The following is a 12,484-nucleotide window of genomic DNA, read 5'->3' as shown; positions in this document are numbered from 1 at the left end:
GCCAAGCCCCCATGGACGGGTTCACGGCGTCCCCTGCGCAGCCCACCCAACCGGCCAACCCACGGAATCTGCTTCTGACGCAAGCCACGAGGGGCTCAGCCGTTGGCCGAATCCAGTAAAATCGACGGCATGAACGCCCCCACCTTCCCCTACGACACCGCGCGCCTGAGCGAACTGGCCCAGCTGCTGATCGACAACGTCCGCGAACTGGCCCACGCCGGCTGGACCCCGGCCACCAGCAGCAACTTCTCCCACCGCCTGGATGACGGCCACGCGGCGATCACCGTGTCCGGCAAGGACAAGGGCCGCCTGATCGAGGACGACATCATGGTGGTGGACTTCGACGGCAAGGCCGTCGGCCGCCCGCTGCGCCCGTCCGCCGAAACCCTGCTGCACACCCAGCTGTACCGCCGCTTCCCGGAAATCGGCTGCGTCCTGCACACCCATTCGCCCGTGCAGACCATCGCCTCGCGCCTGTATGCGCCGCAGGGCCATGTGCACCTGGAAGGCTACGAGCTGCTGAAGGCCTTCGCCGGCAACAGCACCCATGAGATGGCCATCGATGTGCCGGTGTTCGCCAACACCCAGGACATGAACGTGCTCTCCAGGCAGGTCGATGACCTGCTCGACCGGCAGGCCCTGTGGGGCTACCTGATCGATGGCCACGGCCTGTACGCCTGGGGCCGCGACATGGCCGAGGCGCGCCGCCACCTGGAAGCGTTCGAGTTCCTGTTCCACTGCGAGCTGGAACTGCGCAAGCTGCGCGGCTGAACCCGCGCGCAGGTGCAGATGCCGATCCGGAATCTGCGCCGCGTCCCCACCCTGCTACCCTGTCTTCCCCCCGAGACGTTCAAGCTGCCGCCATGAGCCGACTGCGCATCTACGACGACACCCGCCCCGAATCGCCGCTGCTGGACAGCCAGGACGGTGCGATCATCGCTGCCGAACTGCAGAAGATCGGCGTCACCTTCGAGCGCTGGCAGGCCACCGCGCCAGTCGCACCGGGCGCCAGCCAGGATGAAGTGTTCGCCGCCTACCGCGCCGACATCGACCGCCTGGTCGCAGAGCGCGGCTTCAAGAGCGTGGACGTGGCCTCGATCGCCCCGGACAACCCGAACCGCGCCGAACTGCGCAAGAAGTTCCTCGACGAGCACTTCCACAAGGAAGACGAGGTGCGCTTCTTCGTGGCCGGATCGGGCCTGTTCACCCTGCACGTGGGTGACAAGGTCTACGAGATCGAGTGTGTGAAGGATGACCTGATCGCGGTGCCCGATGGCACCACCCACTGGTTCGACATGGGCGACGAGCCGAGCTTCGTGGCGATCCGCTTCTTCACCGAGCCGGATGGCTGGGTCGGTCACTTCACCGGCACCGACATCGCGCAGAAGTTCCCCCGTTACGTACCCACCCAGGCGTCCTGATCCATGCAGCCCCGCGTCATCCTGACCGACATCGAAGGCACCACCAGCAGCATCTCGTTCGTCAAGAACGTGCTGTTCCCTTATGCCCGCAAGGCGTTGCCCGCGTTCGTGGCCGAGCATGGCCAGCAGCCGGAGGTCCGCCGCTGGCTGGATGCGGTGGCCAGCGAGATCGGCGGCGCCTGCCAGGACAGCCTGGTGGCCGAGACGCTGCAGGGCTGGATCGACCAGGACCGCAAGCACACCGCGCTGAAGGCGCTGCAGGGCATGATCTGGGACGAAGGCTACCGCCGCGGCGACTACACCGCGCACTTCTATCCGGAAGTGGCGCCGGTGCTGAACGGCTGGCACGCCTCCGGCCTGCCGCTGTACGTGTACTCCTCCGGCTCGGTACCGGCGCAGAAACTGTTCTTCGGCTTCAGCGATGCCGGTGACCTCAGCCCGCTGGTGTCAGGCTGGTTCGACACCGAAGTGGGCGGCAAGCGTGAGGCCGACAGCTATCGCCACATCGTGCAGGCGATCGGCGTGCCGGCGGGTGAGATCCTGTTCCTGTCCGACGTGGTCGAAGAACTCGACGCAGCCCGCGAAGCCGGCCTGCAGACCCGCCTGATCGACCGCCTTGACGACTACCCGCTGCCGCGCACCGGCCAGGCCGCCAACGGCCACGAGCGGGTCGAGAACTTCCAGCAGATCCAGCTGTAAAGCGCCTGGTGGATGCCAACCTTGGTTGGCATGCTTCGGGAGTGCCAACCAAGGTTGGCACCTACCAAAGCGGCGAGGTTGGCGTCGTGCAAGGCGGGATGCACCGCCCTCAACGATCGTTGAGGGTCTTCAGCTTCAGCGCTTCGCGCAGCGCAACCAGATCCACTGGACCGCGCACCGCGATATCGCGGGTCTCACCCGGCAGCAGGTCCAGCAGGTTGTCTTCGACCTGCACGTCCAGCGCACCGAAGTCGATCCACGCCGCCCGCACATACGCCGCGCTTTCCAGCCGCAGGCGATAGTGGTCGCCCTCGATGCTCAGGGCGGCCTTCAGCTTCTGTCGCGGCAACTGCTGCTCCTTGGCTTCGACGAAGCCAACCACCTGCCGCGCGCTCACCCTGCCGTCCCGCAGCAGCTCGAATACCGCAACCGTGCGCTTCGGATCGGCGCCGGCCAGCAGTTCGGCATCGCTGTAGGTGCCGATGTCGGTGACGCCGGCAGCGGCAAGCGTCACCGCCTGCTCGCGACGGCGCAGCACCTTGCCGTCCACGTCCATCACCCGCAGCCGCCAGCGCGCATCCAGCGCGGCGCCATCATTGAGCAGCCCCACCCGCGTACGGCCCTCGTCGCGCAGCGCGGCCACGGTGACCGGCGCGAAGAAGCGCCGCGCGCCGAAATGCAGCGCCTTCCAGCGGCCGAAGTAGTCCACGCTGGACCACGAAGCCCCCGGCCAGACATCGTTGAGCTGCCAGTACAGCGAACCCATCGTGTACGGCCGCGAGGCGCGATGATGCAGTGCCGCCAGTGCAATGCCATCGGCCTGCATCACCTGGCTCAGGTAAACGAAATCCTCGAAGTCCTTCGGCGTACCGTAGCCCAGCTCGATGTAGTGCAGCAGGCGGCTGTTGCCCTCGCCGGCCATGAATTTCTGGTGCGCGCGGATCACCGGGCTGTCGATGCGCTGCTCGGCGCGGGTGGCGATCTGGTCCACGGTCGCCACCGACGGCCACGCCTGCAGTCCGTACTCGGACATGAAGCGTGGGGTCTCGCGCAGGTAGGCCTGCACCGGCAATGCCGGATTGCCCCAGACCTGCCAGTAGTGCTTGTCACCACGGGTCGAGTCGTTGGCCTTCTCGTCAAGGTCATTGCTGGGCGAGCTGGACCAGTACGGTACGCCCAGCCCTTCCTCGCCGACCACCTGGCGCAGGTCGTTGCCGAACAGGTCGACATAGCCCTGCCAGACCTTCGCCGCAAATGCCGGGTCGGCCGCCTTCAGGTCACGGCCATGGCCCCAGTCCTTCCAGGCGGTCTCTTCCTCGTTGTTGCCACACCACAGCACGATGCTGGGGTGATGCCGCAGGCGGCGCACGTTGTCGCGTGCTTCGGCCACCACGCTGGCACGGAACGCCGGATCGTAGCCCGGTTGCATGCCACCGCCGAACATGAAGTCCTGCCACACCAGCAGGCCGAGTTCATCGGCGATGTCGAAGAACGCATCGTCCTCGTAGTAGCCACCGCCCCAGTTGCGCAGCATGTTCATGTTGGCATCGCGGGCCGCCGTCAACACCTGGCGCAGTCGCGCCGCATCGACGCGTGCGGGGAACGCGTCGAACGGGATGACGTTGGCACCCTTGGCGAAGATCGGCACGCCATTGATGACGAAAGCGAAGCCCTGCCCGCCCTTGCCGTCTTGCTCGCGGCGCAGTTCGACCGTGCGCAGGCCGATGCGCTGCTCGCGCGCCAGTACCGCTGTGCTGCCGTCGTCAAGGCGTGCCTGCACGGTGTAACGGTCCTGCGCACCATGACCCACCGGCCACCAGCGCTGCGGCTTGGCCAGCTCAACCGGCAGCTCAACGGTGTTCTGGCCGGGCATCAGCGGCACCGTGCGTTGCACCTGGGCCACGCTGCGGCCCTGCGGATCGCGCACCTCCACATGCACCACGGCCGAGCCCGACACCGCCCCCTGCTCCACCTGCAGCAGCACCGCCAGCTTCGCCTGCTGGGCGTCCAGTGCATCCGTACGCACGGCCAGATCGGCCAGGCGGTGTGCATCCCAGGCCTGCAGGTCGACGCCACGCCAGACCCCGGCGGTGACATAACGCGGGCCCCAGTCCCAGCCGAAGTGATAGGCCGGCTTGCGCGCGAAGTTGCCGACCATCGCGTCCTTCGGCTCATCGCCATAGGGCGACGGATAGTTGCCAGCAATCTTGTGCGGCATGGCCTGCACGCCCGGCAGCAGCGTGCGGATCGGCGAACGGAACACGATCTGCAGCTCATTGCCCTTGGCCCGCAGCCGGCCCTCCACGCGCGCGCGCCAGGTGCGATGTGCATTGTCTGCACGCAGCAGCGGTTTGCCGTTGAGGCGGACCTCCGCATAGGTATCGAGCCCATTGAAGCGCAGCTCGGCATTGGGCTTGGCAAGCGTCGCGGTATCCACGTCGAAACGGGCGCGGTATTCCCAGTCGGCCAGGCCGATCCATTGCAGCTCGGCTTCCGGCGCACCGACGTAGGGATCGCGGATCAACGCATGGGCCAGCAGATCGGTGTGCACGCTGCCCGGCACCGTTGCCGCGCGCCACTGCTGCAGGCCCGGATGCGCCGCACCCTGCGCGTCGCCGGGCAGCATACGGAACTCCCACTGCGCCTGCAGCGGGGCTGCAGTTGCCGGGAACACGGAGGCTGCGATCAGCAGCAGGAGCAGACGGACAGCGAGGGAAAGGCGATGCACGTGATGCTCCTGTTCTGCCGCCGGGTGCGGCCCGGCGCTACCGATTCCAATACATCGCGCCTCAGCGCACGACGTTCAACACTTCGTAGCAGGCACCCATGGTGTGGTAATCCACCTTGCCGGCCGGGCTCTTCTCGTCGCTGTACTTGCGGTTGTCGGCATCGAGGATGCGGAACCAGGCGCCGTACCGGTGGTCGACGAAGTGCTCCCACGAATACGCCCAGAGGCGCTCGTACCACTGCCAGTAGCGGTCATCGCCGGTGCGCCTGGCCATCAGTGCGGCGGTGGCCAGGGTCTCGGCCTGCACCCAGAAGTATTTGTCGTCATCGCAGACGAAGCTGTCGCCACCGATCGGTGCGCCGTCCATGCCCGGCTGCCGGCGCGATTCCGGTGCGAAGCCGTAGTACAGGCCACCGCGGGCGTCGTCCCAGCTGCGCGCCACGGCCACGTCGAACAGGTGCTGCGCGGTCGGCAGCAGCCAGTCGGCCTGCACGTGGCGATCGAGGATCAGCAGCAGCTTGGCCCACTCGGTCTGATGACCCGGCTGGAAGCCCCAAGGGCGGAACAGATGCTTGGGATCGTCCAGGTTGTAGTCCCAGTCGATCTCCCAGTTCACGTCGTAGTGTTCCCAGACCAGCCCACCGGCCTTGGCGGCCTGGCGGCGGGTCATGTTGTCGGCCAGCAGCAGCGCGCGCTCGACATAGCGCTGTTCGCCACTGGCCTCGAATGCGGCCAGCATCGCCTCGCACATGTGCATGTTGGCGTTCTGGCCGCGATAGCCGGTGAAGTTCCACTGGCCATCAGCCTCGTCCTTGTACAGGCCGTGCTGCGGCTCCCAGAAGCGCGCTTCCAGCAGCTGCCAGGTCTCGTCCATCCACTCGCGGGCCTGCTCGATGCCGGCCTTCAGCGCGCAGCTGTAGGCCAGCAGTACGAACGCCACGCCGTAGCAGTGGTTCATGTCGTCCTCGACCTTGCCGTCGCGCAGGGTCCAGGCGTAGCCACCGGTGGCCGGGTTGCGGTGCACCTCGCGCAGGTAGCGCACGCCGTGCTCGACGGCCTCGCGGTACTCGGCATTGCCGAATTCGCGGTAGGCCATCGCATAGTTGAAGACGAAACGGGTGCTGCTTACCAGGTGGCGATGGCTGGCATCGTAGATGCTGCCGTCGTCACGGAAGTAGTGGAAGAAGCCACCGTTCGGATCGATGCAGCGCGGGTGGTAGAACGCCATCGTGTCGGCGATGTGCGCACGCAGGAACGCGGGTGAACGGAAGTCGGGCGAGGTGCTCATGCGGTAATGTCCTGGGACTGCAGCAGCTGCTGCACTTCATCAAGCGAGGGCATCGCGGCGAACGCGCCCTTGCGGGTAACCGCCAGCGCACCGACTGCAGCGCCGAAGCGCAGCGTGGCGGTGATCGCCTCCGGGTCCTTGCAGAAGGCGGCGAAACCTGCGCCCGCCCCACCCCGCTCCAGCAGGCCGACCAGCACGCCACCGACGAAGGCATCACCGGCCGCGGTAGTGTCGACGGTGGCCACGCGGAAGCTGGTGACCGTGCCGTGGTTGTCGCGGGTGTACCAGTGCAGCGTGGCTGCACCATCGGTGACGATGACCCAGCGTGTCTGCGCGGCCAGCAGGCGCCGCAGCACCGCCGCCTCGCCATCGGCGCCCAGCGGAGCTGCCAGGTAATCCAGTTCCTCGCGCGACAGCTTGACCAGGTCGGCGCGCTCCAGCGCCTGCCACAGGCGCGGCGTCGGATCGACGTCGGCAGGCCACAGGGCCGGACGCAGATTCAGATCGAGACTGACCACCGCGCCGGCCTTACGGGCCCGGTCCATGCCGGCGAAGGTCGCCTCGGCGATGGCCGGCTCGGTCAGGCTGTTGGAGCAGACGTGGAAGCACTGTGCGCTGTCGAGGCACTCCGCCTGGAAGTCACTGTCACGGAACAGCAGGTCGGCCGCCGGCGGGCGGTAGAAACTGAAGCTGCGCTCGCCGCTGGCGTCGAGGGCAACGAAGGCCAGTGCGGTCTTCGCCGCATCGGTACGCACGATGTAATCCGTGCCCACGCCGTGCTCGACCAGGCTGTCGGCCAGGAAGTCGCCGAACATGTCACGGCCGAGCATGCCGACGAACTGCGTCTTCGCACCCAGCCGTGCGGCGGCGACGGCGACGTTGGCCGGCGCACCGCCGGCGTACTGCAGGAACGCGCGCGGGGTATCGGCCGAGGCCGGCGGCTGCGCTAGTAGATCGATCAAAATTTCGCCGAAGCAAACGATGGCACCCATTCCGGACTCAGCCTCCCTGCGTTGCGGAGGCCGGCGTACGCGCGCCGACCAGTCCGTAGAAAATGATGTAGCCGTAGCACAGCAGCGGCAGGATGAAGCTGGCCTGCACACCGATGTGGTCGGCCAGCACGCCCTGCAGGTACGGCACCACGGCACCGCCGACGATGGCCATGATCAGCAGGCTGGAACCCTTGTTGGTCAGCGGGCCGAGGCGCTCGATGCTCAGTGCGAAGATGGTCGGGAACATGATCGAATTGAACAGGCCGATCGCCACCACCGAATACAGCGCGACGTTGCCGGAGCTCAGCATGGTCGTGACCAGCAGCCCCACGTTGACCAGCGCGAAGATCGCCAGCAGGCGGCTGGGCGAGAAGCGCGCCAGCAGCGCCGAACCGGCGAAGCGGCCGATCATCGCCATCGTCCAGTAGGCCGACACGTAGTGCGTGGCCTGCTGCTCGCTGAAGCCGCCGATGTTCGGCATCGACAGGTAGTTGACCAGGAAGCTGCCGATCGACACTTCGGCACCCACGTAGAAGAAGATGCCAAGCACGCCCAGCAACAGGTGGCGCTTGCGCAGCGCATCCAGGTAGCTGTGGTGGTGGCCCTGGTCGGCCTGCTCGGTGGCATCGCTCAACGCCGGCAGTCGGAACAGGAACACGAACAGCGCCAGCAGCACCAGCGCCACCGCCAGGCCCACGTACGGGCCCTGCACGGCCTGCGCCTCGGCGGCACGGTAGGCCAGCTGCTCGGCGGCCGGCAGTGCCGCGATGTCATCGGCACTCTTCACCGTGTTGGACAGGATCAGCATGCCGCCGAAGATCGGCGCGATGGCCGTGCCCAGAGAGTTCAGCGCCTGCGCCAGGGTCAGGCGGCTGGAGCTGGTCTGTTCCGGGCCCAGCAGCGCGACATAGGGGTTGGCGGCGACCTGCAGCACGGTGATGCCGCTGGCCAGCACGAACAGCGCGCCGAGGAAGGCGCCATACACGCGCAGCTCGGCCGCCGGCCAGAAGCCCAGCGCGCCGATGCCGGCGATCACCAGGCCGGCCACGATGCCCTTCTTGTAACCCAGCGCGGCGACCAACCGGCCCGCCGGCAGCGACATCAGGAAATAGGTGCCGAAGAAGGTGAACTGCACCAGCATCGCCTTGGCGTAGTTCAGCTCGAACACCGCCTTCAGGTGCGGAATCAGGATGTCATTGAGGCAGGTCAGGAAGCCCCACATGAAGAAGATCGTGGTGACCACGGCCAGCGCCTTGCCGTTGGTGACGGCGGGTGCGTTGCCCGAAGAACCCGATGGACGGGGCGTTGCGGAGATCGGCATGCGGTACGCGCCTCGATGCGCGGAAGGTCGTTGTTGCGTGGAAGGGGTGTATGGAAGGAATCAGTTCGGTCGTGCGGCGCTGCTTTCACGGATGCGCAGCTGCACCGGCGCGACCGTGCGCCGTGGCGGCGCGTCCGGTTCGTCCAGCCGTTGCAGCAGCAGAGCGGCAGCTTGCCGGCCCCGCTCGCGCGGATCGGCAGTCAGCGTGGTCAACGGCGGCACCGCCACCGACGCCTCGGAAATATCATCGAAACCGGTAACGGCGAAGTCGCCACCCGGGCGGATGCCGCGCGAGTTCAGGCCCAGCATCAGGCCCAGCGCCACGGTGTCGTTGTAGCAGACCGCCGCACTGGGACGATGGCCATCGGCAAACAGCTCATCGGTGCGCGCCGCGGCTTCCAGGCGGTTCGGTGCCGACTCGATCATCCAGCCCGGCGGCAGCGACAGACCGGCCTCGGCCAGCGCCTGCTGGAAACCGGCGCGGCGCTGATGGCATGAACTGGAGGCGGCATGGCCACCAAAGAACGCGATCTGGCGATGGCCGCGCTCGATCAGGTGGCGGGTGGCCAGGTAGGCACCGTGCTGGTTGTCCAGGGTCAGGAAGTCCCAGTCGGCACCTTCCAGTTCGCGGTTGAACAGCAGCACGTTGGCGTTGGCACCCAATGCCTGGCGCAACTGCGCGGTATCACTTCCTTCGGCCGGCGACAGGATCAGGCCGGCCGGGGTGTGCTCCATCAACGTGGACAGCACCGCCTGCTGCCGCTCCGGCGATTCGCCCGTGCTGCCGAGCAGGGTCACATAACCGCGTCCGCCCAGCGCCTCGTCCACGCCGGACGCGAATTCGGCGAAGAACGGGTTGGACAGATCGTTGATCACCAGCGCGATGCTCGACGAGGTCCGCCGGCGCAGGTTGGCCGCCGCGCGGTTGTAGACATAGCGCTGGCGGCGCAGTTCGGCCTCGACCTTGGCCCGGGTATCGACGTTGACCAGTGGACTGCCGCGCAGCACCAGCGACACGGTGGCCCGCGACACGCCGATGGCACGCGCGATGTCGGTCACCGTCACCGCCTTGCCGGCGCGCTTGCTGGAACTGCTGCCGTTGTCGTTCATCGTCTTCCCGGACTCCGCTGGAGGCTCAAGCCTAATGGATCAGGGCCGTGTCGTGCCGTGCCGTTCGCTGGGTCACCGCGAACGGCACAGTCCGGCTCAGCGCAGCTGGCTGCCCGGTGCCGCGCACCAGGACACCGGCAGGTCCTTCACCGCCGTGCCCCAGCCCTGCTCCGGCGCCTTCGCGTCCAGCGCGAACTGCAGGCGCGGGCCCTGCTGCAGGCGGCTCCAGTCCAGCCATACCGGCGCATGCGCCTGGCCATCAACCTTCACGCCCTGCACGTACTGCAGGCGCCGGCCATCCGCGCCCGGCGCGTCGATGCGCAGGGTCCGGCCATTGCCCATGTCCACTTCCACCTTGCTGAAGCGCGGGGTGTGCAGCAGGAACTGGCCGCTGCCCGGCACCGCCGGGTACACGCCGATGGCACTGAACAGGTACCAGGCCGACATCGTGCCCAGATCATCGTTGCCGGTCACGCCGTTCGGCGCATTGGTGAACAGCTGCTGCGCGGCGCGTACCACCGCCGCGGTTTTCCACGGCTGGCCGATCAGCGTATACAGCCACGGCGAATGCAGGTCCGGCTCGTTGTTCGGGTTGTAACGGAACTGGTTGTAGTAGCTGTACGGCCCGACCACCCACTCCTTGCGGGCGGCGTTGAGCGGGTCGGCCTGCAGCGCATCCATCGCGAAGAACGCGTCGAGGCGGCGGCCGGCCTGCTCGCGGCCGTCCATCGCTTCGACCAGGCCCGGCACGTCCTGCTGCGCCAGCCACTGGTACTGCCATGCCGTACCTTCATGGAAGCCGTGGTGCGAACGCGGGCTGTAGTGGCCATCGGCCGGCGTGTACCACTGGCCATCCTCGGTGCGCGGGCGCGGGAAGCCGGTGAAACCGGTCTCGGCATCACGCACCTGCGGGTCCCACACCTTGCGCCAGTTGCGGCCGCGCTCACGCAGCGTCGCCGCATCCTGGGCGTGGCCGAGGCCATCGGCCATCTGCGAAAGCGCACAGTCGGCCAGCGCGTACTCCAGCGTTGCCGAACCGCCGTGATGCGGATCAACGTCCATTCCCTTGGACGGGAACGCACGGTCGTAGACCACGTAGCCCTTGTCCAGGTAGGTCGGGTTGCCGGAACGGCCGGCCATGCGCGAGTTCAGCGGCGGCGTACCGAAGGCGTTGCGGCGCAGCGCATCCCACGCCTGCGATTCACGGCCCTTGAGCGCACCGAAGCGCCACAGGTCGACCATGAACGGCGTGACCGGATCGCCGGTCATGATGTTGGTTTCGAAGTTGGCATAGCCCCAGCGCGGCAGCCAGCCACCCTGCTCATCGATCGCCAGCAGCGTGCGGCCGATATCGCGTGCCACGTCCGGGCGGGTCAGTGCCAGCCACTGGTTCTGCGCACGGTAGGTATCCCACAGCGAGAAGTACTCGTAGTAGGTCCAGCCGTCGGCGCGATGGATGCCATCGTCATAGCCACGGTAGCGGCCGTCGGCATCGTTGCCGGTCATCGGCTGCAGCAGCGCGTGGTAGACCGCGCTGTAGAACACCGCGCGGTCGTCGGCGTTGCCGCCCTGCACGCGCACCCGGCCCAGCTGCTCGCGCCACGCCTGCTGCGACAGCGCGCGCATGCGGTCGAAACCGAGCAGCGCCCCACCCTGCATGCCGTCGGCGCGCAGGTTGATGCGCGCGCCCTCGGCGTCCACGTGCGAGATCGCACTGACTGCGGTCACCGACTGGCCCTTGGCCAGGTCGAAGCTGAGCCAGGCACCATTCGGCTTCTGCTCGCCTTCCATGCTGTGGCGCGCACCTGGCAGGCCACCGCCCTCGCCCCAGGTGCCATGCGCCTTGAACGGGCGATCGAACTCGATGCGGAACCAGGTCGTGTACTGATGACCACCACAGAAGCTCTTGGTGACCAGCTTGCCCTCGACCACGCGGTCGCCCACCACATCAACCACGCTGCCGATCACCGAATGGCGCTCGTTGGCCTGGCCGACATTGACCAGCACATGGCCGTCGCCCTGGCGCTGGCTGAAGGTATAGCGCTCGGCGGCGGCGCGGGTACGTGCGGTGGTCTCGGCATCGATGCCGCCGTAGCTGGTCAGGCGCACCTTGTAGTAGCCGGCCTGGCCGACCTCGCCGTCGTGGCTATAGGACGCGGCGTAGGCCTTGTGGTCGAACTGCTTGGGGTTGGCGGTATCGAAATCGCCACCGGGGCCGATCGAGCCGGTCACCGGCAGCACCGACACCTGGCCGCCCTGTTCCCAGCAGCCGGCGCCGGAGATGAACGAATGGCCGAAGCCGCGGATCTTGTCATCGTCATAGCGCCAGCCCGAATAATGACTGCCGATCGGGCTGACCTGAATCAGGCCGAACGGTGCCGACGCGCCCGGGAAGGTGTTGCCGTCGTCCTTGCTGCCGATGAAGGTATTGACCTCACGCTCCAGCGCCGCCGGCGCGGCCTGCAGCAGCATCGGCGTGGCCGACAGGGCGAGCAGGCAGGCCAGGCGCACCAGCGGGCGCGAAGACGATGGGACGGCGGGAGCGGACGGCACTGGACGCATGTCGGGTTCCTGTAGTCGATGACACGGAGGCATACGGTGCGGGCCGTCCGGCACCGTTCCACCGAGCTCCGCCTTTGACCGGCAGACAGCTTCCCCTGGAATGACGCGCGACCCGTTGAACCGTGAATTTAGATCGATTCAAGTAGAGCATGCCGATTCCGCCGAATGCATTCTGCGCCGCAGCATGAGGGGGGTGTTTGGCAGGGCTGCGCCCTGCACCTGCTGGTAGTGCCGGCCGCTGGCCGGCGACAGCAACAACAACAGCAAAAGCCGGCTATCCGTGGGATGGCGGGGTGGGTCCGGTTGCGGGGGACGCCGTAAACCCGTCCCTGGGGGCTTGGCCGCGGCATCCATGCCGCGGAC

The 12,484-nt window shown here is 67.4% G+C and carries 9 protein-coding genes; 3 read left to right on the top strand and 6 right to left on the bottom strand.

Translation table 11 applies throughout. The features are described from left to right. Positions 1 to 129 precede the first annotated feature (129 nt). From QRO93_RS19815 to mtnC, 3 genes are all read left to right on the top strand, one after another. The gene (locus QRO93_RS19815) at positions 130 to 771 is read left to right on the top strand and encodes a methylthioribulose 1-phosphate dehydratase (RefSeq protein WP_164087019.1); all 642 of its coding nucleotides are present in this window, start codon (positions 130 to 132) and stop codon (positions 769 to 771) included. Positions 772 to 863: 92 nt separating this feature from the next. Beyond that, positions 864 to 1,421 carry an acireductone dioxygenase gene (locus tag QRO93_RS19810; protein ID WP_008264891.1) on the top strand — a complete coding sequence of 186 codons (558 nt, stop codon included), beginning with the start codon at positions 864 to 866 and terminating at the stop codon, positions 1,419 to 1,421. Positions 1,422 to 1,424: 3 nt separating this feature from the next. Continuing rightward, positions 1,425 to 2,120: an acireductone synthase gene (mtnC, locus tag QRO93_RS19805; RefSeq protein ID WP_164087021.1), complete on the top strand. Its 696-nt coding sequence runs from the start codon at positions 1,425 to 1,427 to the stop codon at positions 2,118 to 2,120. 109 nt (positions 2,121 to 2,229) lie between these two features. Here the strand turns inward: mtnC and QRO93_RS19800 are convergent, their stop codons facing one another. The 6 genes from QRO93_RS19800 to QRO93_RS19775 all read right to left on the bottom strand — a co-directional run bounded on the left by QRO93_RS19800 (position 2,230) and on the right by QRO93_RS19775 (position 12,121). Beyond that, positions 2,230 to 4,848, bottom strand: coding sequence for a glycoside hydrolase family 2 protein (locus tag QRO93_RS19800; RefSeq protein WP_180878123.1), 2,619 nt, complete (start codon positions 4,846 to 4,848; stop codon positions 2,230 to 2,232). Between the two features lie 61 nt (positions 4,849 to 4,909). Then, positions 4,910 to 6,136, bottom strand: a complete 1,227-nt coding sequence (locus QRO93_RS19795; protein ID WP_180878124.1) for an AGE family epimerase/isomerase — start codon at positions 6,134 to 6,136, stop codon at positions 4,910 to 4,912. Further along, on the bottom strand, positions 6,133 to 7,128 hold the full coding sequence (locus tag QRO93_RS19790; RefSeq protein ID WP_180878125.1) for a carbohydrate kinase: 996 nt from the start codon (positions 7,126 to 7,128) through the stop codon (positions 6,133 to 6,135). Before QRO93_RS19790 ends, QRO93_RS19795 begins: the two co-directional genes overlap by 4 nt. 7 nt (positions 7,129 to 7,135) lie before the next feature. Beyond that, positions 7,136 to 8,449: an L-fucose:H+ symporter permease gene (gene fucP, locus QRO93_RS19785; protein ID WP_008265126.1), complete on the bottom strand. Its 1,314-nt coding sequence runs from the start codon at positions 8,447 to 8,449 to the stop codon at positions 7,136 to 7,138. A gap of 60 nt (positions 8,450 to 8,509) precedes the next feature. Beyond that, entirely contained in the window at positions 8,510 to 9,559 is a 1,050-nt protein-coding gene (locus QRO93_RS19780; protein ID WP_049434977.1) for a LacI family DNA-binding transcriptional regulator, read from the bottom strand. Between the two features lie 96 nt (positions 9,560 to 9,655). Beyond that, on the bottom strand, positions 9,656 to 12,121 hold the full coding sequence (locus QRO93_RS19775; protein WP_180878126.1) for a GH92 family glycosyl hydrolase: 2,466 nt from the start codon (positions 12,119 to 12,121) through the stop codon (positions 9,656 to 9,658). Between the last annotated feature and the right edge of the window lie 363 nt (positions 12,122 to 12,484).

Source organism: Stenotrophomonas maltophilia group sp. Smal17, assembly GCF_030237045.1.
In the GTDB taxonomy this organism is placed as follows: domain Bacteria; phylum Pseudomonadota; class Gammaproteobacteria; order Xanthomonadales; family Xanthomonadaceae; genus Stenotrophomonas; species Stenotrophomonas forensis.
The sequence above is the reverse complement of the archived record's forward strand: the minus strand, read 5'-3'. Positions and strand labels throughout refer to the sequence as shown.